This is a genomic window from Streptomyces sp. NBC_01471, assembly GCF_041438865.1.
In the GTDB taxonomy this organism is placed as follows: domain Bacteria; phylum Actinomycetota; class Actinomycetes; order Streptomycetales; family Streptomycetaceae; genus Streptomyces.
Window position 1 is genome coordinate 3,879,216 of sequence record NZ_CP109450.1, and the last position, 21,135, is coordinate 3,900,350.

General features: G+C 66.7%; 18 protein-coding genes and 2 tRNA genes. 8 read left to right on the plus strand and 12 right to left on the minus strand.

The window, feature by feature from the left end; genetic code table 11:
* Positions 1 to 446: 446 nt before the first annotated feature.
* Positions 447 to 519, minus strand: a tRNA-Ala gene (locus tag OG285_RS17015).
* Between the two features lie 151 nt (positions 520 to 670).
* Between OG285_RS17015 and OG285_RS17020 the strand changes: the two genes are divergently transcribed.
* On the plus strand, positions 671 to 1,219 hold the full coding sequence (locus tag OG285_RS17020; RefSeq protein ID WP_356826766.1) for a DNA-binding protein: 549 nt from the start codon (positions 671 to 673) through the stop codon (positions 1,217 to 1,219).
* A gap of 65 nt (positions 1,220 to 1,284) precedes the next feature.
* A complete protein-coding gene (locus OG285_RS17025; protein ID WP_371791448.1) occupies positions 1,285 to 2,634 on the plus strand; it encodes a protein kinase in 1,350 nt (449 codons plus the stop codon).
* A 104-nt stretch (positions 2,635 to 2,738) separates the two neighbouring features.
* On the opposite strand, the gene OG285_RS17030 is transcribed toward OG285_RS17025, so the two are convergent.
* From OG285_RS17030 to dnaA, 11 genes are all read right to left on the minus strand, one after another.
* Positions 2,739 to 4,052: a hypothetical protein gene (locus OG285_RS17030; protein WP_371791449.1), complete on the minus strand. Its 1,314-nt coding sequence runs from the start codon at positions 4,050 to 4,052 to the stop codon at positions 2,739 to 2,741.
* 464 nt (positions 4,053 to 4,516) lie between these two features.
* Complete coding sequence (locus OG285_RS17035; RefSeq protein WP_003958712.1) at positions 4,517 to 4,651, minus strand: DLW-39 family protein; 135 nt, start codon at positions 4,649 to 4,651, stop codon at positions 4,517 to 4,519.
* A 152-nt stretch (positions 4,652 to 4,803) separates the two neighbouring features.
* Positions 4,804 to 4,877 (minus strand) — tRNA-Ile (locus OG285_RS17040).
* A 59-nt stretch (positions 4,878 to 4,936) separates the two neighbouring features.
* Positions 4,937 to 5,476, minus strand: a complete 540-nt coding sequence (locus OG285_RS17045; protein ID WP_371791450.1) for a DUF3566 domain-containing protein — start codon at positions 5,474 to 5,476, stop codon at positions 4,937 to 4,939.
* 93 nt (positions 5,477 to 5,569) lie between these two features.
* Positions 5,570 to 8,185 carry a DNA gyrase subunit A gene (gene gyrA / locus OG285_RS17050; RefSeq protein WP_356826770.1) on the minus strand — a complete coding sequence of 872 codons (2,616 nt, stop codon included), beginning with the start codon at positions 8,183 to 8,185 and terminating at the stop codon, positions 5,570 to 5,572.
* Positions 8,186 to 8,226: 41 nt separating this feature from the next.
* Complete coding sequence (gyrB, locus tag OG285_RS17055) at positions 8,227 to 10,290, minus strand: DNA topoisomerase (ATP-hydrolyzing) subunit B (protein ID WP_356826771.1); 2,064 nt, start codon at positions 10,288 to 10,290, stop codon at positions 8,227 to 8,229.
* Positions 10,291 to 10,655: 365 nt separating this feature from the next.
* On the minus strand, positions 10,656 to 11,261 hold the full coding sequence (locus OG285_RS17060; RefSeq protein ID WP_356826772.1) for a DciA family protein: 606 nt from the start codon (positions 11,259 to 11,261) through the stop codon (positions 10,656 to 10,658).
* Positions 11,258 to 12,388, minus strand: coding sequence for a DNA replication/repair protein RecF (recF, locus tag OG285_RS17065; protein ID WP_356826773.1), 1,131 nt, complete (start codon positions 12,386 to 12,388; stop codon positions 11,258 to 11,260). The genes OG285_RS17060 and recF overlap by 4 nt, the downstream gene beginning before the upstream one ends.
* A 30-nt stretch (positions 12,389 to 12,418) precedes the next feature.
* On the minus strand, positions 12,419 to 13,297 hold the full coding sequence (gene gnd, locus OG285_RS17070; protein ID WP_356826774.1) for a phosphogluconate dehydrogenase (NAD(+)-dependent, decarboxylating): 879 nt from the start codon (positions 13,295 to 13,297) through the stop codon (positions 12,419 to 12,421).
* A gap of 111 nt (positions 13,298 to 13,408) precedes the next feature.
* Positions 13,409 to 14,539: a DNA polymerase III subunit beta gene (gene dnaN / locus OG285_RS17075; RefSeq protein WP_356826775.1), complete on the minus strand. Its 1,131-nt coding sequence runs from the start codon at positions 14,537 to 14,539 to the stop codon at positions 13,409 to 13,411.
* An 838-nt stretch (positions 14,540 to 15,377) separates the two neighbouring features.
* Positions 15,378 to 17,141 (minus strand): chromosomal replication initiator protein DnaA, encoded by a 1,764-nt coding sequence (gene dnaA, locus OG285_RS17080; protein WP_371791451.1) that lies wholly within the window; start codon positions 17,139 to 17,141, stop codon positions 15,378 to 15,380.
* Positions 17,142 to 17,505: 364 nt separating this feature from the next.
* Here dnaA and rpmH point away from each other — a divergent pair, with 364 nt between their 5' ends.
* The 6 genes from rpmH (at position 17,506) to rsmG (ending at position 21,029) form a co-directional block, all read left to right on the plus strand.
* A complete protein-coding gene (rpmH, locus tag OG285_RS17085) occupies positions 17,506 to 17,643 on the plus strand; it encodes a 50S ribosomal protein L34 (RefSeq protein ID WP_030990579.1) in 138 nt (45 codons plus the stop codon).
* Between the two features lie 18 nt (positions 17,644 to 17,661).
* Positions 17,662 to 18,033 carry a ribonuclease P protein component gene (gene rnpA, locus OG285_RS17090; protein ID WP_356826777.1) on the plus strand — a complete coding sequence of 124 codons (372 nt, stop codon included), beginning with the start codon at positions 17,662 to 17,664 and terminating at the stop codon, positions 18,031 to 18,033.
* Positions 18,030 to 18,359 (plus strand): membrane protein insertion efficiency factor YidD, encoded by a 330-nt coding sequence (yidD, locus tag OG285_RS17095; protein WP_164258231.1) that lies wholly within the window; start codon positions 18,030 to 18,032, stop codon positions 18,357 to 18,359. Before rnpA ends, yidD begins: the two co-directional genes overlap by 4 nt.
* A gap of 3 nt (positions 18,360 to 18,362) precedes the next feature.
* Positions 18,363 to 19,679: a membrane protein insertase YidC gene (gene yidC, locus OG285_RS17100; RefSeq protein WP_371791452.1), complete on the plus strand. Its 1,317-nt coding sequence runs from the start codon at positions 18,363 to 18,365 to the stop codon at positions 19,677 to 19,679.
* A 15-nt stretch (positions 19,680 to 19,694) separates the two neighbouring features.
* Complete coding sequence (locus OG285_RS17105) at positions 19,695 to 20,207, plus strand: R3H domain-containing nucleic acid-binding protein (RefSeq protein WP_328328957.1); 513 nt, start codon at positions 19,695 to 19,697, stop codon at positions 20,205 to 20,207.
* Positions 20,208 to 20,312: 105 nt separating this feature from the next.
* Positions 20,313 to 21,029 (plus strand): 16S rRNA (guanine(527)-N(7))-methyltransferase RsmG, encoded by a 717-nt coding sequence (rsmG, locus tag OG285_RS17110; RefSeq protein WP_371791453.1) that lies wholly within the window; start codon positions 20,313 to 20,315, stop codon positions 21,027 to 21,029.
* The last annotated feature ends 106 nt before the right edge of the window (positions 21,030 to 21,135 follow it).

A 21,135-nucleotide genomic window follows, 5' to 3' on the forward strand; every position in this document is an offset into this window, starting at 1 on the left:
CGGTAAGGGCAATCGCCGGTGACCGGGCGAATGGACCTGCCCGAGGACACCGAGCCCCCTGATCCGTACCACGTCGAAGGAACTGCTCTCCATTCCTAGGCCGCGGCCCACTCACTCATCAGGGTCTCCTGCATCGCGGAGGGTTCCGACTCGCCGTTCGCCGTGGCCGTCCTGACCACCCCCATTCCCCCAGGGGTACCGGCGGGACAGTACGCCCCGGGCATGCCCCTCTTCGACCGCCTCGTGGCAGTTCAGAACGGCGCCCCCAAGCGGCAACGACAGCAGCACCGCGGACGTAGTCCTAGCGGCACGGGCGAGGGGAAGCCCGGTGGATCTTCGTCCGGCCCGATCGGGCCGGACGAAGCGCTGACCCCGTAAGTTCGGGCGCCGACCAAGCAAAGACCCCTCCTGACCAGCATTACCGCAGGTCAGGAGGGGTTCTCAAGTGGAGCCTAGGGGAGTCGAACCCCTGACATCTGCCATGCAAAGACAGCGCTCTACCAACTGAGCTAAGGCCCCGAAACGGGTTGGTGCGAGAACAAGAGTAGCGGGTCACAGGGGTGATCTCACAAAAGGATTGGGACTCCCGGTCAGTGACCACTCTCCGTAGGATGCACGAGGAGGTTCGCGGCAGCGAAGCCGCCGCCTGGGGAAGCGATGGGGAGACGCAATGGACGCAGCACAACAAGAGGCAACCGCGAGAGCGAGAGACCTTCAGCGCAGTTGGTACGGGGAGCCGCTGGGGGCGCTCTTCCGTCGCCTCATCGATGATCTGGGCCTCAACCAGGCCCGTCTCGCTGCAGTGCTCGGGCTGTCCGCGCCGATGCTTTCCCAGTTGATGAGCGGCCAGCGCGCCAAGATCGGAAACCCGGCCGTGGTCCAACGCGTCCAGGCGCTTCAGGAACTTTCGGGCCTGGTCGCCGACGGGAGCGTCAGCGCGGGCGAGGCAACGGATCGGATGGAAGAGATCAAGAAGTCCCAGGGAGGCTCAGTCCTCTCCACCACGGGTCAGGCCACATCCACCACGGGCGCGCCGACCGTGCGCCGGGTGGTGCGCGAGATCCAGTCGCTGCTGCGCTCCGTATCGGCTGCGGGCGACATCATCGACGCGGCGAACGCTCTCGCCCCGACCCACCCCGAACTGGCAGAGTTCCTGCGGGTGTACGGCGCCGGGCGCACCGCGGAAGCGGTCTCGCACTACGAGGCGCACCAGAGCTGAAGCCGAAGCTCAGCTGGCTGAGGCTCAGCTGACAGGGGGGCGGGCACAGAACATGGTTACAGCACATGGGTGAGGTCTTCGCCGGACGGTACGAACTGGTCGACCCGATCGGACGCGGCGGCGTCGGGGCCGTCTGGCGTGCATGGGATCACCGCAGGCGCCGCTATGTGGCGGCCAAGGTTCTCCAGCAGAGTGATGCGCACACCCTGCTGCGCTTCGTGCGCGAGCAGGCACTGCGGATCGACCACCCACATGTGCTCGCCCCCGCCAGCTGGGCCGCGGACGACGACCAGGTGCTGTTCACCATGGAACTGGTGAGCGGAGGTTCGCTCGTCCAAGTCATCCGTGACTACGGCTCGCTGCCGCCACGGTTCGTCTGCACATTGCTCGACCAATTGCTGGCCGGGCTTGCTGCCGTCCATGCGGAGGGCGTCGTACACCGCGACATCAAGCTGGCGAACATCCTGATGGAAGCCACCGGGGCCGGGCGGCCTCACCTGCGGCTGTCCGACTTCGGCATCTCGATGCGCAAGGGCGAGCCCCGTCTCACTCAGACCGACTACGTGGTGGGGACGCCCGGCTACTTCGCACCGGAGCAGATGCTGGGTGCCGAACCGGACTTCACAGCCGACCTGTTCGCGGTCGGCCTGGTCGCGCTCTATCTGCTCCAGGCCGCCCGGCCCGACTCCAGGGCCCTGGTGGAGTACTTCGCGGCCCATGGCACGCCCGGCGCGCCCCAGGGGATCCCCGAGCCGCTGTGGCAGGTACTCGCAGGACTGCTCCAGCCAGATCCCCAGGCACGGTTCCGTACGGCGAACGGTGCCCGCAAGGCGCTGGCCACGGCAGCGGAACTGCTGGCCGAACCAAGCCCCGGCGAGGAGCCCGTCGAAGTCTTCGACCAGATCGGCCCGTTGCCCATCGGATTCGGCCCCGAGGGACCAGTCCGGGAGCAGAACGGCACTTCCCACCGGACTGGGTCTCAGCACGGATCCGGGCCTCGGCACGGAACCGCGCCCCAGCCCCCGGCACGACAGGCGACGGCACAACAGGGCGTACTGGCCCACCCCCAGACCGAACAGCAGCCCGCACCCAACCAACAGCAACAGCACCCTGCGATGTCGGAGACAGGCAGCTTCCATCTTGCCCCTCCTCCCGAGTCGGCCACCGCCCCAGCATCGGAAGCGACGCCCGCAGCAACCCCTCCACTCCCGCATCCGACCTCCCCCCTCTCTGGTCAGGCCCTGACCGAACAACCCCACACTGATAGGTACACCGCTCATCCCTCGCAGGTTCCCACCCAGTCGGTGCCGGTCCCGCGTACACGTCCGGGACCGCCCCCGAAGGTCGCGGTCCCGGTCCTGGTGCTCGCGCTGATCTGCTTCGCGGTGGGCATCTGGGCGCTGACGCAGAGCTGAACTCGGAGCCGGTGCGACCCGGACCCCACAGGCCCAAAGGCCCGCAACCTCACGGCGCCGCATAACCACAGCGCCGTGTGACCGGCCCCCCGCGCAGCCGAGAGCTACCAAGCCGGAGGCGGCCCGTACTGCGACGGGGGCTGCCGCCCCGGTTCCCGGGTCGGCAGCGTTTCCGCGCGCCGCCTCGCGATCAGCGTCCACGCGCCGAGCCCCAGCATCAGCACGGTGCCCGCGCTGATCCCTGCGATCCCCACAAGCTTCATGACGCTCTGCCCCGCGTCCCCACCGGCCGACGTTCCGTAGTGGGGCACTGCGCCCGCGTACGCCGGCGCAGACCCCTCCGTGCCCTTGACGCTCATCCTCAACGTCAGCCCGTACTCCTTGATCCCGAAGCTCTTCGCGACGTCCGGGCTGAGAGTGACCGCAAAATAGTAGTCGCCCGCCATCCGCATCCCGCTGACCTCGTCGCGCACGCTGTATCGGTTCCGGTACGCCACTGATGGCAGCGGGTCAGAAGCGGCCGACTTGGGTTTCCCGTCGTACACCGTGTACCCCCTGGTGACCTCGGAACGGACCGGGTTGTACAGCTGCACGTTGAGGGCGCTGGCGACGAAGCCGCTGCCCGTTGAGCTACCGAGATCGGCGCTGGCGAAGAGCTGCTGCCCCCAACCGACCGGCACGCGGTAGAAACGGGTCTGACCGGGCTTGATCCGGTCTTCCCACACACCGGGCTCCAGTGCGGCAGCATCATTGAACCCCGTACCCCCCTCGGTCCGCTGTGCCGTGCCCGCCGGCGGAACGGGCGATACTGACGGCCAACTGGTCGGCGCCACCGTCGGGCTCGCCGAGCCGGACTTCAGGCCGGGCTCCGAATCGACGCGGATCTCCAGCTGCCACTCCTCCTGGGTGGAAGTGGCCTTGGTCGTCCGCTCGATCAGCACGTAGTACGGCCCCGCCGACTGGCAGGAGATACCGCCCTTCCTGACTGCGCGCGTGGCATGGGCAGCGATCGGCCTGGGGTACCCGGCAGAGCCGAACACAGCGGCGTTGTCATTCCCGCAGGAGTTCCCTCTGAGGTCCTGGAGGGACACCTTGATGCCGTCGCCGTAGTCGACCTTCTCCTGCGGTCCGAGTCTGGGCACAGCCACGGCGGAGACGTAGGTGTCGGATGTGGCATCCAGCTCGACCTGGTAGTAGAGCTGGCCACCCGGCTTGATCGAGGAACGGTAGATCGAACCCGCCTTGAGCTGCCCCGCATCGGTGCTGGCCACGGCCCCCGCCACCGTTGTCGCATGCTGGTCGAAGACATAGGGATCGGGCTCACCCACGGCCGCTGCCTGGCCCGGCAACGCCCCCACCGAGCACACCGCCGCCACTGTGGCCAGCGCGACCCGGCCCCTGCTGCGCTGCCTCTTCACCTGTTTTCCCCCGTTGTCCTCCGGCAGCCCGGCGCCGCCCCGCCCAAAGACCAGCCTCGCAATCACCAAGCACCCACGTGGGCACCAGCCACCGCCGCCACGAGCGAGGTCCCGGCCCATCCTGCCCCGCCCGTCATCACATTGTCTGCGGGCCCGGCTGGATCGCCCTCGCAGCTCCCGCGCCGCCGCCCGTCGTCCGCCAGTCGGTTGTTCCACGTGAAACATCAGCGTCAGGAGCCGCACCCGAGCTAGGGGCAACATCTCACCGAAGCCCGGAGAAAGGCTCTGGCCGCCTTGCGAAGCGAAGGGCCGAGCCGAAGGCCCGAAGGGGCCCCCTCGGCCCTTATGGCCCACACAGCGCCCCTGTTTGCGACGGTGAGCCAAGGATCCGGTGCCACAGCGCGAACGCGACAGGGCCCCGGCCGCAAAAAGCGGCCGGGGCCCTGTCTACAAGACGCTGTGTCTCACACACCCGAACCTGCGGGCACGGAGTCAGTCGCCTCCGTCCACAGATCCTGCTCGGCGCGATCCGCCTGGATCTGGCGGTACACGAGGAGCCCGCCGATGGCGGCCAGTGCGACCAGGAGAAGCTTCTTCACCGCGCTACCTCGTCTTTCCTTGACGTAAGGGACTTCTGGCGCCCGACTATACACACCGGCCGATACCGATCGGTGACCTAGTTCCCATCCAACTATCGGGCCCGGTAATGCAGTCGGCCCGGACAGAAAACTGTCCGGGCCGACATTCGCGGTGGGGCTAACAGGATTTGAACCTGTGGCCTCATCCTTATCAGGGATGCGCTCTAACCAACTGAGCTATAGCCCCGCGCTGCCCCTGAAGATTAGCGCACTCCAGGGCCAGTCCCAAAATCGATAGCTGAGCCTCTACTCGTCCTCGGCGAGGGTCAGCTCGACACCGCCCACAAACCCGGCCGACAGGTTGTAGATGAAGGCGCCCAGCGTCGCCAGCGCTGTGGCCAGCACCACATCGATCACCGCGATGACCGAGGTGAACAGCAGCACCCGCGGCAGCGAGAGGAACGACTGAAGATCGAAGCCGCTGCCGTCACTCGAGCCTGTGGCCTCGCTGATCGTGCCGCCCACGGTCGAGAAGACACCCATGGCGTCCATGACCATCCACAGCACGGCCGCCGCCACGATGGTGCAGACGCCCAGCGCGATGGAGAGCAGGAAGCTGACCTTCATCACCGACCAAGGATCGGCCTTGGACACCCGCAGCCGTGCCTTCCGCGTACGGGGAGTCGTACGAGCCCCCGTACGTGGTCGGCGCACCCCTGGCTGCGTACCGCCGCCGACCGTACGCTGACCAGCCTGCGTACCGCCGGCCGACGGGGACGGGTATGCCTGAGGAGGCTGGTACGGCTGCGACTCGTACTGCGGCTGCGCCCCACGCGTATCAGTCACCGTTCCCCCTTGAGAGTCCGCGGCAGGGCCACGGGCACCGCGTGCTCCAGCTCCGGAAGCGGCCGCTCCGTCGCCCGTGGCTCCACTCACGTTCTACTCCTCGTGCTCCCCTGCCGAAGGCTCGGTGCCTTCGACTACCGCTTCGACCGAACCACCGTCGACCGCATCCGCATCGCCGTCGACCGCGTCAATCTCTTCGGCCTCTCGGCCGGCCTCGGCGTTGCGAGCGATGCCGACCACGGCATCCCGCTTGCCCAGGTTGATCAGTTGGACGCCCATGGTGTCACGGCCCGTCTCCCTGACTTCATTGACTCGCGTACGAATCACCCCGCCGCCGAGCGTGATGGCGAGGATTTCGTCCGTGCTCTCGACCACCAGCGCGCCGACCAGCGAGCCCCGGTCCTCCACGATCTTGGCAGCCTTGATACCCAGACCGCCGCGGCCCTGGACCCGGTACTCGTCGACGGGGGTCCGCTTGGCGTACCCGCCGTCAGTGGCAGTGAACACGAAAGTACCCGGCCTGACGACATTCATCGAGAGCAGTTCGTCGCCCTCGCGGAAACTCATGCCCTTCACACCGGATGTCGCACGCCCCATGGGACGCAGCGCGTCGTCGGTGGCCGTGAAGCGGATCGACTGAGCCTTCCTGCTGACCAGCAGCAGATCGTCTTCGGCCGACACCAGTTCGGCGCCGATCAGCTCGTCATCACTGCCGTCCGGGGTCTCCCGCAGGTTGATCGCGATGACGCCACCGGAACGGGGCGAGTCGTAGTCCTTGAGCGGCGTCTTCTTCACCAGGCCGCCCTTGGTGGCGAGGATCAGATACGGCGTCGCATCGTAGTCACGGATCGCCAGGATCTGCGCGATCTGCTCGTCCGGCTGGAACGCCAGGAGGTTGGCTACGTGCTGGCCGCGCGCGTCACGTCCCGCGTCCGGGAGTTCGTAGGCCTTCGCCCGGTACACCCGGCCCTTGTTCGTGAAGAACAGCAGCCAGTGGTGGGTCGTCGAGACGAAGAAGTGAGCAACGATGTCGTCCTGCTTCAGCTTGGTGCCCCGCACGCCCTTGCCGCCGCGCTTCTGCGAGCGGTAATCCTCGGTCTTGGTGCGCTTGACGTAACCACCGTTCGTGATGGTGACGACAATGTCCTCCTCGGCGATCAGGTCCTCAATGGACATGTCGCCGTCGAAGGGCACCAGCTTGGAGCGCCGGTCGTCGCCGAACTTGTCGACGATGACGGCAAGCTCCTCGCTGACGATCTGCCGCTGACGCTCGGGCGACACCAGGATCGCGTTGTACTCGTTGATCTTCGCCTGGAGCTCGTTGTGCTCGGCCGTGATCTTCTGGTGCTCCAGCGCGGCCAGCCGGCGCAGCTGCATCTCCAGGATCGCGTTCGCCTGGATCTCGTCGATCTCCAGCAGGCCCATCAGGCCCTCGCGCGCGACGTCGACCGTCTGGCTGCGCCGGATCAGCGCGATGACCTCGTCGATCGCGTCCAGCGCCTTGAGCAGACCACGCAGGATGTGTGCGCGCTCCTCAGCCTTGCGCAACCGGAACCTGGTGCGCCGGACGATGACCTCGATCTGGTGCGTCACCCAGTGCCGGATGAACGCGTCGATCGACAGGGTTCGTGGCACACCGTCGACGAGCGCCAGCATGTTGGCGCTGAAGTTCGACTGAAGATCGGTGTGCTTGTAGAGGTTGTTCAGCACGACCTTGGCGACCGCGTCACGCTTCAGCACGACGACCAGGCGCTGACCGGTACGCGAGGACGTCTCGTCCCGCACGTCGGCGATCCCGCCGACCTTGCCGTCCTTCACCAGGTCGGCGATCTTCTGCGCGAGGTTGTCCGGGTTGGTCTGATACGGAAGCTCCGTGACCACCAGGCACTGGCGGTTCTGGATCTCCTCGACCGCGACCACCGCGCGCATCGTGATGGAGCCGCGCCCGGTCCGGTACGCCTCCTCGATGCCCTTGCGCCCCACGACCAGCGCGCCGGTCGGGAAGTCGGGGCCCTTGATGCGTTCCAGAAGGGCGTCCAGGAGCTCCTCGTGCGAGGCCTCCGGGTTCTCCAGGTACCACTGGGCGCCGGCCGCCACCTCGCGCAGGTTGTGCGGAGGAATGTTGGTAGCCATGCCGACCGCGATACCTGCGGAGCCGTTGACCAGCAAGTTCGGGAACCTGGCGGGGAGAACCACCGGCTCCTGGTTACGGCCGTCGTAGTTGTCCTGGAGGTCGACGGTCTCCTCGTCGATGTCCCTGACCATCTCCATGGACAGGGGCATCATCTTGCACTCGGTGTACCGCATCGCGGCGGCCGGGTCGTTACCCGGAGACCCGAAGTTCCCGTTCGAGTCCACCAGTGGCATACGCATCGACCAGTGCTGGGCCAGCCGGACCAGGGCGTCGTAGATCGAGGAGTCGCCGTGCGGGTGGTAGGTGCCCATGACGTCACCGACGACACGGGCACACTTGTAGAAGCCCTTCTCGGGCCGGTAGCCGCCGTCGTACATCGCGTACAGCACCCGGCGGTGGACGGGCTTCAGACCGTCCCGCACGTCAGGCAGTGCACGCGACACGATGACGGACATCGCGTAGTCGAGATACGAGCGCTGCATCTCCGTTTCGAGCCCCACCGGCTCGACACGCATGCCGATGCCGGGGACAGCGGGCGGCTGTTCGGGCATCACAGGGGAATTCTCGTCGGCCATTGCTGGTCAAAGTCCTTTCAGTGCGGTCAGCCGAGACCGACTCAGATGTCGAGGAACCGAACGTCCTTGGCGTTGCGCTGGATGAACGAGCGCCGTGCCTCGACGTCCTCGCCCATCAGCACCGAGAACAGATCGTCGGCCTGTGCCGCGTCGTCCAGAGTCACCTGGCCGAGCACCCGGTGGTCCACGTCCATCGTGGTGATGCGCAGTTCCTCGGCGTTCATCTCACCGAGACCCTTGAAGCGCTGGATCGAGTCGTCCCTGACCCGCTTGCCGCTCTGCTTACCGAGCGCGACCAGAGCGTCCCGCTCCGTGTCCGAGTACGCGTACTCGAAGTCGTCCCGGCCCCACTTGATCTTGAACAGCGGCGGGCGCGACAGATACACGTGCCCGGCCTCGACCAGCGGCCGCATGAACCGGAAGAGGAACGTCAGAAGCAGCGTGTTGATGTGCTGACCGTCGACGTCGGCGTCCGCCATGAGGATGATCTTGTGGTAGCGCAGCTTCGCGATGTCGAAGTCCTCGTGGACCCCGGTGCCGAACGCTGAGATCAGCGCCTGGACCTCGGTGTTCTGGAGGATCTTGTCGATCCGCGCCTTCTCGACGTTCAGGATCTTGCCTCGGATCGGCAGGATCGCCTGGTACATCGGGTTGCGCCCGGACTTCGCCGAACCACCGGCGGAGTCACCCTCGACGATGAAGATCTCGCACTTCGTCGGGTCGTTCGACTGGCAGTCGCTCAGCTTGCCGGGGAGCGAGGCGCTCTCCAGCAGGCCCTTCCGCCGGGTCAGGTCGCGTGCCTTGCGCGCCGCGACCCGTGCCGTCTGCGCCTGGATGGCCTTGCGGATGATGTCGACGGCCTCGTTCGGGTTCCGGTCGAACCAGTCCGTGAGGTGCTCGTAGACGACCTTCTGCACGAAGGTCTTCGCCTCCGTGTTGCCGAGCTTGGTCTTCGTCTGGCCCTCGAACTGCGGCTCGCCCAGCTTCACCGAGATGATCGCCGTCAGACCCTCGCGGATGTCCTCGCCGGAGAGGTTGTCGTCCTTTTCGCGCAGCAGCTTCTTCTCGCGCGCGTACCGGTTGACCAGGCCCGTCAGAGCGGCCCGGAAGCCCTCCTCGTGGGTGCCGCCCTCATGCGTGTGGATCGTGTTCGCGAAGGAGTACACACCCTCGCTGTACTGCGAGTTCCACTGCATCGCGATCTCGGCCGAGAGGAGGCGCTCCTTGTCCTCGGCCTCGACATCGATCACGGTCGGGTGGATGAGCTCACCCTTGCGCGAGTTGAGGTATTTCACGAAGTCGACGATGCCGCCCTCGTAGTGGTACGTGACGGTACGGACCTGCTCGTCCTCCGCGACCTCCCCCACGGTGTCCGCGCCCGCGGTGGCCTTCGCCGACTCACGCTCGTCGGTCAGCGTCAGGGTGAGGCCCTTGTTGAGGAACGCCATCTCCTGGAAACGCCGCGACAGCGTCTCGAAGGAGTAGTCGGTCGTCTCGAAGATGTCGCCGTCGGCCCAGAAGGTGACGGTGGTGCCGCTCTCGTCCGTTGCCCCGTTGCGGGCGAGCGGCGCCGTCGGGACACCGAGCTTGTAGTCCTGCGTCCAGCGGTAGCCGTCACGCTTGACGTCCACCGAGACCTTGGCAGAGAGGGCGTTGACGACGGACACACCCACACCGTGCAGACCACCGGAGACGGCGTAACCGCCGCCGCCGAACTTGCCACCGGCGTGCAGCACGGTCAGAACGACCTCGACGGCCGGCTTGTTCTCCGAGGGCACGATATCGACCGGGATACCGCGGCCGTTGTCGACCACACGCACCCCGCCATCGGCGAGGATCGTGACATCGATGGTGTCCGCGTGCCCGGCCAGGGCCTCATCGACGGAGTTGTCGACGACCTCGTACACCAGATGATGGAGTCCGCGCTCACCGGTCGAGCCGATGTACATGCCGGGCCGCTTGCGGACCGCGTCCAGCCCCTCAAGGACAGTGATCGCGCTGGCGTCGTACGAGGCGGTTACCTCGCCGTGCTCACCGAGAGTGGACGGGGGGATCTCATGGGGGTTGCCGGAATCGGCCACGAAGCGCCCTTTCTGGCACAGCACAGGCCTCTCCAGGGCAGGCAGGAGCGGCTGCGTCGTTCGACATGTTCCGCGAGTGGCGGGATTGTCGCTCAGTCTACCGGTAGCGCAGACATCAATGGGGGTTTGCCGGTACCTGAGTCCACATGTGCCGCCCTGAACCGGCGCCGAACGACTCCCCATATCCAGGAAGGGGCTCCAAGAGGCTCACACGGGCTTTCAGCGCCTCGGGCTGTCAACCTCCCACTACGGTGAGGGACACCTTCCGGGCGGCACTCCATCCTGCCCAATCCCAATGTGTGCTGTTTCACGTGAAACAGCACACATTACGGTCGAAATCGCAGAGGGCGATCGCACCAGAACGAGGCAAGGGGCAGGCCTCGCCGGCATCAGCCGTACGTGTCACCGGGGCCCTTGCTCCCAGGTGCCCGCAGCGGACCGAACCGCCGTGGCGGCCCGCCCGGACCAAGTACCTTCAGCAACTTCACCGTGCCGTGACCCAGATCCGCGTTCAGCCGGGCCACCAGTTGGGGCGCCAGCAGCCTCAGCTGCGTCGCCCATGCCGTCGAATCGCACTGCACGGTCAGCACCCGGGCATCCTCGTCGTAACGCTGGGGGACACAGTGGTTCGCGAGATCCTCGCCCACGATCTGCGGCCAGCGCCCCATCACCCCGCCCACCGCGGCAGGGGTCTCCCAGCCACGCTCAGTGATCAGACGGTTGATCGCGGCGCCCAGCGGCAGAGGATCGCGCCCGTCAGCCCGCGCACCCGAGCGAAGTCCACCGCGCTTGGCCTGCTTCTTCTGCTGTGCGGCAGCCCCCCGGGCTTTCGCCTGCTCCTTGGCCGCCCGCAACGCGACCCGTGCCAGGTCGATCCCTGAGGACTCCGGAACCTTCGCCGCCTCAGGCCCCGGTGGAAGCCCGGAACCAGGGGGTACCTCGGAACCACGCGGAGCCCCGGCGCTGTCCTCACCCGGAAGGGAAGAGCCGCTCATACTCGGTCCACCGCACCGTCCGAGACCGCGAACCGCACGCCCTCCAGGACACCCGGCACATCGTCGTCCACCGCCGCCGTCACCAGTACCTGTTCCCCAGGCGCCACCAGCTCGGCAAGCCGCTCCCTGCGCCGCACGTCCAGCTCCGCGAAGACATCATCGAGCACCAGCACGGGCTCATTGCCCTCGGTCCGCAGCAAGTCGTACGAGGCCAGCCTCAGCGCCAGCGCATACGACCAGGATTCGCCGTGGCTCGCGTACCCCTTGGCCGGCAGCCGACCGAGCTTCAGCACCAGGTCGTCACGGTGCGGACCGACCAGAGTCACACCGCGCTCGATCTCCTGTTTGCGGGCCCCCACCAGCGCGGCCATCACTTGCTCGTACAGCTCGTCCTTCGACTGAGCGGCCTCGATTCCCTCACCCAGCGAACTGCGGTACTCGAGTACAACCGGCCCGCCACCCGGCGCGACCTGCTCGTACGCCTTGTCGGCCAACGGCTGCAGCGTCGCGATCAGATCCAGCCGCTGCGCCAGCAACTCGGCGCCCACACGCCCCAGATGCTGGTCCCAGACGTCCAGTGTGGACATGTCCATGGATCTGCCACCGTGCCTGCGGGCCATTGCCGCGGACTTCAGCAGCGTGTTGCGCTGCTTCAGCACCCGCTCGTAGTCGGAGCGCACTCCGGCCATTCGCGGCGAACGTGCTGTGATCAGCTCATCCAGAAACCGGCGGCGCTCACCCGGATCGCCCTTGATCAGGGCCAGATCCTCGGGCGCGAAGAGCACGGTCCGGACGATTCCCAGTACATCCCGCGGCCTGACCTGTGAAGACCGGTTGATCCGGGCCCTGTTGGCCCGGCCCGGGGTGAGTTCCAGCTCGACGAGCTGAGACCGCTCGCCCTGGGTGACCGCGGCGCGGATCACGGCCCGGTCGGCCCCCATCCGCACCAGCGGCGCGTCGGACGAGACCCGGTGGCTGCCGAGTGTCGCCAGATAGCCGACCGCCTCGACGAGGTTGGTCTTGCCCTGGCCATTGGCTCCCACGAACGCAGTGACGCCCGGGTCGAGAGGCACCTCGACCCGGGCGTACGAGCGGAAGTCGGCCAGCGACAGATGCGTGACGTGCATGACCGTGCGCCGACCTTCCCTGCTGCTGGGTTACTTCTTGTTCTCGACCGCGTGGCCACCGAACTGGTTGCGAAGTGCGGCGATCATCTTCATCTGCGGGGAGTCGTCCTGGCGCGAGGCGAAGCGGGCGAAGAGCGACGCGGTGATCGCGGGCAGCGGAACCGCGTTGTCGATGGCGGCCTCGACCGTCCAGCGTCCTTCGCCCGAATCGGCGGCGAAACCACGGAGCTGGTCGAGGTGCTCGTCGTCGTCCAGTGCGTTGACCGCGAGGTCGAGCAGCCAGGAACGGATGACCGTCCCCTCCTGCCAGGAGCGGAAGACCTCGCGCACGTCGGTGACGGAGTCGACCTTCTCCAGGAGCTCCCAGCCCTCGGCGTACGCCTGCATCATGGCGTACTCGATGCCGTTGTGGACCATCTTGGCGAAGTGGCCGGCGCCGACCTTGCCCGCATGGACCGAGCCGAACTCTCCGTCGGGCTTCAGCGCGTCGAAGACCGGCTGCACCTTTGCGACGTTCTCGGCGTCGCCGCCGTACATCAGCGCATAGCCGTTCTCCAGGCCCCAGACGCCACCGGAGACGCCGCAGTCGACGAAGCCGATGCCCTTGATGCCCAGCTCGACCGCGTGCTTCTCGTCATCGGTCCAGCGCGAGTTTCCGCCGTCCACGACGACGTCACCCGGGGAGAGGAGGCCGGCCAGCTCGTCGACGGTGGACTGGGTCGCGGCGCCTGCCGGGACCATGATCCACACGACGCGGGGACCCTTGAGCTTGCCCACAAGCTCTTCCAGGCTGTGGACATCGGCTACGTCCGGGTTGCGGTCGTAACCGATGACGGTGTGACCAGCGCGGCGGATGCGCTCGCGCATGTTCCCGCCCATCTTGCCGAGGCCGACGAGACCGAGCTCCATCAGAAGATCCTTAGTGACGTGGTGGCGTTTCGTACCCGCGTCCGAGCGTACGCCGGGACAGGGGTACACACCTGTGGGGTGAGCCGCTCAGACGTACGGCGGCGAACCGGCTCAGCCCGACAGCCGCACGGGCATGATCAGGTACTTGTAGGCGTCGTCCGCCTCGGCATCGAGAGCGGGCCGGCCACTGAGCAGCGCGGGTTTGGTCGACGTCGTGAAGGAGAGCTGGGCGACGGGGGAGTCGATCGCGCTGAGCCCGTCCAGCAGGAAGGTCGGGTTGAAGGCGATCGAGATGTCGTCACCGTCGAGCTTGGCGTCCACCCGCTCCACAGCCTGTGCGTCGTCGCTCGATCCGGCCTCCAGGATCAGCACACCCTGCTCGAAGCTGAGCCGTACCGGAGTGTTCCGCTCGGCGACGAGCGAGACACGCTTGACGGCCTCGACGAACGCGGGCGTCTCGATCACGGCGATCGAGTTGAACTCGGTCGGGAAGAGCGTCCGGTACTTCGGCAGATCGCCTTCGAGGAGGCGTGTGGTCGTACGCCGGCCCGCGCCCTCGAAACCGATCAGGCCCTCACCTGCGCCGGACCCGGACAGTGCGAGCGTCACGGTGTCACCGCTGGTCAGTGACTTGGCGGTGTCCAGGAGCGTCTTCGCGGGGACCAGCGCGACCGCGGATGCCTCCGGGTCCTCCGGCTTCCACAGGAACTCACGGACCGCGAAGCGGTAGCGGTCGGTGGACGCCAGGGTGACCCGGTCACCCTCGATCTCGATCCGTACGCCGGTGAGCACGGGCAGCGTGTCGTCCCGGCCCGCGGCGATGGCCACCTGGGCCGCGGCCGAGGCGAAAACCTCACCGGGGACGGTGCCCGTCGCGGTCGGCATCTGCGGCAGCGCCGGGTACTCCTCCACAGGAAGGGTGTGGAGGGTGAACCGGGACGAGCCGCAGACAACGGTGGCCCGGACCCCGTCCGTGGAGATCTCCACCGGGCGGTTGGGGAGGGCGCGGCAGATGTCGGCGAGCAGCCGACCCGAGACGAGAACGGTGCCGTGTTCCTCGATCTCCGCGTCGACCGAGACCCTCGCCGAGACCTCGTAGTCGAAGCCGGAGAGGCTCAGTGCGCCGTCCTCGGCCTTCAGGAGCAGGCCCGCAAGAACGGGCACCGGCGGACGGGCCGGAAGGCTGCGGGCCGCCCAGGCCACCGCCTCCGCGAGTACATCGCGCTCCACCCGGATCTTCACCGGAACCGCCTCCTGCTGTTGCTCGCTCGCCCTGCTGGCCTTCGTCGTCGGCTTCTCGCCGGGGACCAGTCTGACGTACGCCGCCGACAGTCGGTGCGCGTCGGGGTCAAGTCGTGCCGAGCGGCGTCGGGGGCACCGGCCGTGAGTTGTGCACAGCGCCCACTTCGAAGCCAATTCCCCGGTAACTCCAGGGGGTAGTAGTAGTAGGGGCTGTGGAAACCGTGGATAACCCCGTTTGTGCAGCTCAGCGGCGGTTTTTTGTCCACCGTGCCTGTGGGTGGAGCCGGTGGAAAAGTGCCCGGCTCTGTGGACGGCGAAAAGTTCTGCACACCCGGTGCACAGGGGAGGGGGACTTCTCCCCAGCTCCGTCCCCAGCTTTACCCACCTTTCCCACAGCCCAACCGACCACCTTGGTGTGACGGCTTTCACTCGACCCGGTGACGGCGGGTGTTTCGTTGCCGAACAGTGGACAAGGGTGTGGAGAAGCTGGGGACAACATGGCCCTGCCTGTGGGCCGACGGTGGACAACGAATCCCCAGGCTTGTGGAGAAAAAATCTGTCCACAGGCTGTGGACAGCGGTTGGCCACAAATCCACAACTGCCTGACCTGCCCTGATGGAGTCTCAGGCGCTCGCCCTGTGGACACAATCTGGACAACTGATCGGTCCCCAGGGTGTGGACGGCTCATCTCCCTCAATGCTGTGGAGAACATACGCGTCGAGCCCCGTATTCGAACACCGACGGCGCGAGGAACATGCGGAGAACCGCGGGGAACAGCGAAGGGTGCTCCGGGACTCGAGTCCCGGAGCACCCTTCGGAGGTTCTGGAAGCCGCTCGCTCAGCCGTTCTTGATGCGGTTGGTGAGCTCCGTGACCTGGTTGTAGATGGAACGCCGCTCGGCCATCAGCGCACGGATCTTCCGGTCCGCGTGCATGACGGTCGTGTGGTCACGGCCGCCGAACTGCGCCCCGATCTTGGGCAGTGAGAGGTCCGTGAGCTCACGGCAGAGGTACATGGCGATCTGCCGGGCCGTCACCAGCACGCGGCTGCGCGAGGATCCGCAGAGATCCTCGATGGTCAGCCCGAAGTAGTCGGCCGTCGCGGCCATGATGGCGCTCGCGGTGATCTCCGGGGCCGCGTCCTCACCGCCGGGGATCAGATCCTTCAGAACGATCTCGGTGAGCCCGAGATCCACCGGCTGGCGGTTGAGCGAGGCGAAGGCCGTCACCCGGATCAGCGCCCCCTCCAGCTCGCGGATGTTGCGCGAGATGCGGGAGGCGATGAACTCGAGCACCTCCGGGGGGGCGTTGAGCTGCTCCTGGACCGCCTTCTTGCGGAGGATCGCGATCCGCGTCTCCAGTTCCGGCGGCTGCACGTCTGTGGTGAGGCCCCACTCGAACCGGTTGCGAAGCCGGTCCTCCAGGGTCACCAGCTGCTTGGGCGGCCGGTCGGAGGAGAGCACGATCTGCTTGTTGGCGTTGTGCAGTGTGTTGAAGGTGTGGAAGAACTCCTCCTGCGTCGACTCCTTGCTCGCCAGGAACTGGATGTCGTCGACGAGGAGGATGTCGACATCGCGGTAGCGCTTGCGGAAGGTGTCGCCCTTGCCGTCGCGGATCGAGTTGATGAACTCGTTGGTGAACTCCTCGGAGCTCACGTAGCGAACCCGGGTCCCCGGATAGAGGCTGCGGGCGTAGTGGCCGATGGCGTGCAGCAGGTGCGTCTTGCCGAGCCCGGACTCCCCGTAGATGAACAGCGGGTTGTACGCCTTGGCCGGCGCCTCGGCGACAGCGACGGCGGCCGCGTGCGCGAAGCGGTTGGACGCGCCGATGACGAACGTGTCGAAGAGGTACTTGGGGTTCAGCCGCGCCTGCGGCTCACCCGGGCCGGGGGCCGGAGCGGGCTGTGCGGCCAGTGGCCCAGGAGCCCCGCTCGGAGCGGGCAGATGGCGCTGCGAGGACTGGGGGTCGCGGAGGTCGTGGCGCTCGGGCCGCTGCTGTTCGTACTGCTGGCGGTCCGGCTGCTGCCGGTAGTCGTGCTGCGACTGGGAGCGCGGACCGGTATAGGGGTCGCGCTCCTGGAAGCCGCCGAGCCGGGGCTGCTGCCAGGAGAGGTCCTCCTGCGTGCGCGGCCAGGCGCCAGGGTCGGGCCGCTGCTGCTGATAGTCCGGGTAGGCGGGCCGGGCCGTCGGCATTCCGTCGTCCGACGGGCGGTGGCTGTATCCGTCGTAGGTGTCGCCGTGCCGGGGCTCGTCGTGCTGCGGGTGCTGATATCGGGGCTGCTGTTGCTGTTGGGAGTGCTGCATCGGCGGGGCCGGCGGGGAGGGATCACCGATGCTGTCGTCCACCGTGATGGCGATCCGGATCGGGCGGCCGCATTCGTGACTCAGCGTCTCGCTGATGAGGGGCGCGAGGCGTCCTTCGAGGACCCGCTTGCCCCATTCATTGGGGACGGCGAGGAGGGCGGTGTCCGCCACGAGGGCCAGAGGCTGGCAGCGTTCGATCCACTGCTTGTCCTTCGGCTCGATATTCTGCTGGCCCTCGCCGAGGAGACGTTCGAGGACTCGTGGCCACACTGCGGCAAGATCGGCAGGTACGTCAGCCACGGGGCACGCTCTCTCGCAGGTCCCACGAATGTGTGGTTCTCGGGACGGGGGGTGAAGACAGGCAGGAAAAAGACTTGGGAGTTCCGCCAAGGTAGTCAGGGCGACCCGCGCGGTTCAAGTTGTTGTCCACAGCCTGTGCACAGTGGGGGCCGCTGTAAGGGCCGGTTTGACCGGATGGCGTAGTCGCGCGTACCGTGACCAGGTCGAGTTGTCGATGGCTGCTGCCGCCTGCCTCCGATGGGCAATGATCACGATCTGTGGTCGTGAAGCGGTGCACACGGGCGTATTCGCGAGCTACTCGTGGGCGCACGGTGACAGCCAGGCGATGTCCCGCCATCACCCGATTCATTTCTGGAGCCCCCGAGTGAGCAAGCGCACCTTCCAGCCGAACAACCGTCGTCGCGCGAAGACCCACGGTTTCCGTCTCCGTATGCGCACGCGCGCCGGTCGTGCCATTCTGGCGACCCGCCGTGGCAAGGGTCGCTCCCGCCTGTCCGCCTGATCTCGTACAGGTCATGACGTGCTGCCTACCGAGAATCGGCTGAGGCGGCGCGAGGACTTCGCAGCCGCAGTACGACGAGGGCGCCGGGCCGGTCGCCCGTTGCTCGTCGTCCATCTACGCAGCGGTACAACGGACCCGCATGTGCCTGGGGAGAGCACTCCCCCGACACGTGCGGGTTTCGTCGTAAGCAAAGCAGTGGGCGGAGCGGTCGTCCGCACCGCCGTGAAGCGGAAGCTTCGCCATCTGGTGCGTGACCGGCTCCCTCAGCTGCCCCCCGGTAGCCTGGTTGTCGTACGGGCGCTGCCCGGCGCGGGCACCGCCGACCATGCACAGCTGGCCCGAGACCTGGATGCCGCCCTGTCGCGGCTACTGGGAGGGGGCGCGCGATGAAGTACCCGCTGCTGGCTCTCATCAAGTTGTACCAGTGGACGATCAGCCCACTCCTCGGGCCTGTCTGCAGGTATTACCCGTCGTGTTCCCACTACGGATATACGGCTATCGACCGGCACGGTGCGGTGAAGGGAACGGCACTGACGGCCTGGCGCATCCTGCGATGCAACCCCTGGTCGCCGGGTGGCGTGGACCACGTTCCGCCGCGCAAACGTCCGCGTTGGCACGAACTGCTGCGCAATGCGTGGCGGAAAAGCAAGGGCGGGCACTCCGGTCAGGAGACCGGCCCGGCCGCAGAGACCTCGCCCAATGCTCAAGGAGCCTGATTAGTGGACACGATTGCCAGTCTGTTCAGCTTTATCACCACCCCAGTTTCCTGGGTCATCGTTCAGTTCCACTCGCTGTACGGAGCCATCTTCGGTCCCGACACGGGCTGGGCCTGGGGTCTGTCCATCGTGTCCCTGGTGGTCCTGATCCGGATCTGCCTGATCCCGCTCTTCGTGAAGCAGATCAAGTCGACGCGTGGCATGCAGGCGCTCCAGCCGAAGATGAAGGCGATCCAGGAGCGCTACAAGAGCGACAAGCAGCGTCAGTCCGAAGAGATGATGAAGCTGTACAAGGAGACCGGTACCAATCCGCTCTCCTCGTGCCTGCCTATCATCGCGCAGTCGCCGTTCTTCTTCGCGCTATACCACGTGCTCTCTGCCATCGCCAACGGGCAGACCAAGGGGTACATCGACAAGCCGCTGCTTGAGAGCGCGCAGAAGGCGCACATCTTCGGTGCCCCGCTGGCGGCGAAGTTCATGGACAGCTCGGACAAGGTCGCGGCGCTCGGCGCCACGCTGACCGACGTCCGGATCGTCACCGCGGTCATGATCATCATGATGTCGGCGTCGCAGTTCTACACGCAGCGCCAGCTGATGACGAAGAACGTCGACATGTCCGTCAAGACGCCGTTCATGCAGCAGCAGAAGATGCTGATGTACGTCTTCCCGCTGATGTTCGCCGTGATGGGTGTCAACTTCCCCGTCGGTGTCCTCGTGTACTGGCTCACCACCAACGTGTGGACCATGGGTCAGCAGATGTTCGTGATCCACCGCAACCCGACACCGGGCAGCCAGGCGCAGTCCGGCCTGCTGGAGCGGATGCAGAAGCACCTCATTGCGCACGGTTCGACGCGGACGCGGCACCAGCGGAACATCATCAAGGGCATTGCGTCCAAGGAGACGAAGGACCGCAATGACGCCGAGCGTAAGTTCATCACCACGCTGAGCAAGGCCGGTCTCGTGGCCCAGGCCGACGGCTCCGTGGAGAAGAGCGACGCGGCCGTGGCTGCCGAGGCCGAAGGCATCAGCCTGGCGGATGCCGCGCCGAAGCGTCAGCAACCCAAGCGCCAGACCAAGGCGAAGCGCCAGACGGGTGCCGCTCAGGCAGGCCAGGCGCAGACCGGTGGGGCGAGGGCCGCGGAGAAGCCTGCCGACACCGAGGCGGCCGGTGCTTCTTCCGAGGAGAAGACCTCGTTGGACAAGGGCGAGCCGCAGGCCGGCTCGGAGCCGGACTCCAAGCCCGCTTCCCGTAATGCACGCCAAGCCAAGTCCGGGCAGCGCAAGGGCCAGCAGCGCCCCAAGCACCCGTCCAAGAAGTAAGAAGGAGTCCATCCCGTGACGGAAGGCACCACCACCTCCGCCGCCGCTGAGGGCGACACACTGAGCCGGCTGGAGCAGGAAGGCGAGATCGCGGCTGACTACCTTGAGGGCCTGCTCGACATCGCGGACCTCGACGGTGACATCGATATGGACGTCGAGGCCGACCGTGCTGCGGTCTCGATCATCAGTGATGCGAGCAGTCGGGATCTTCAGAAGCTCGTGGGACGCGACGGTGAGGTGCTGGAGGCTCTCCAGGAGCTCACCAGGCTCGCGGTGCACCGGGAGACCGGGGACCGCAGTCGGCTGATGCTGGACATCGCTGGTTTCCGGGCCAAGAAGCGTGAGGAGCTCGCCGCGCTGGGTGCCAAGGCCGCCGACGAGGTCAAGGGTTCTGGCGAGCCGGTGAAGCTCGACCCGATGACCCCGTTCGAGCGCAAGGTAGTGCACGACGCGATCGCCGCCGCCGGGCTGCGCAGTGAGTCCGAGGGCGAGGAGCCACAGCGCTTCGTCGTCGTGCTTCCGGCCTGACCGGTGCATCGTTCTGTCGGCCCCGTCTGTTCGCAGGCGGGGCCGATCTTTGTCAGCCTGTTGTCAGCCATCCATGCGGTATCGCGGTAAGGAAGGACGGTCCCCGTGACGGAGTCAGCGGAGCTCCCCCAGGCGCCGGAAGTGGCGCATGCGGTTTTCGGTGAGTTCTTCCCGGAAGTCGTTCGGTACGCCGAGCTGCTGGCAGACGCGGGGGTCAAGCGCGGGCTGATCGGCCCGCGTGAGGTTCCCAGGCTCTGGGAACGCCATCTGCTGAATTGCGCGGTGCTGTCTGAGGTGGTCCCTCAGGGCGTGACTGTGTGCGATGTGGGCTCCGGTGCCGGACTGCCGGGGATCCCGCTGGCCCTGGTGCGGAGGGATCTGAAGATCACTTTGCTGGAGCCCCTGCTGCGGCGGACCAATTTCCTGCAAGAGGTGGTGGAGCTGCTGGGGCTCGACCATGTGACGGTTGTCCGTGGCCGCGCAGAAGAGGTCCTGGGGAAGCTGCCGCCGGTTCATGTGGTGACAGCTCGTGCGGTGGCCCCGCTGGACCGGCTTGCCGGGTGGGGTGTACCGCTACTGCGTCCCTACGGGGAGATGCTGGCTCTCAAGGGCGATACCGCTGAAGAGGAAATCCAGGGCGCACGGGCAGCGCTGAGCAAGCTGGGTGTCGTCGAGACCTCGGTGCTTCAGGTCGGCGAGGGGATCGTCGATCCGCTGTCCACAGTGGTGCGGGTCGAGGTGGGGGAAAGTCCTGGAGGCGTACGTTTTGCTGCGAAGCGGGCCAAGGCGGCTCGGGTGAGTCGCACGCGGCGGCGTCGGTAGGAGATCGAGAAGCCCCTAATGCCGCTAAAGCTGCTAAATAGGCCGAATTCGGAGTGTCGTGACGTTGTGACGCAGCAGCGGGGGCATCTTGTTTCACGTGAAACGT

Coding starts and splice junctions, on each gene's coding strand:
- OG285_RS17025 (WP_371791448.1), top strand. CDS start 1,285: ATGGGTGAGGTCTTCGCCGGACGGTACGAACTGGTCGACCCGATCGGA.
- recF (WP_356826773.1), bottom strand. CDS start 12,388: ATGCACGTCACGCATCTGTCGCTGGCCGACTTCCGCTCGTACGCCCGG.
- gnd (WP_356826774.1), bottom strand. CDS start 13,297: ATGGAGCTCGGTCTCGTCGGCCTCGGCAAGATGGGCGGGAACATGCGC.
- gyrA (WP_356826770.1), bottom strand. CDS start 8,185: ATGGCCGACGAGAATTCCCCTGTGATGCCCGAACAGCCGCCCGCTGTC.
- OG285_RS17060 (WP_356826772.1), bottom strand. CDS start 11,261: ATGAGCGGCTCTTCCCTTCCGGGTGAGGACAGCGCCGGGGCTCCGCGT.
- yidD (WP_164258231.1), top strand. CDS start 18,030: ATGAAGTACCCGCTGCTGGCTCTCATCAAGTTGTACCAGTGGACGATC.
- OG285_RS17020 (WP_356826766.1), top strand. CDS start 671: ATGGACGCAGCACAACAAGAGGCAACCGCGAGAGCGAGAGACCTTCAG.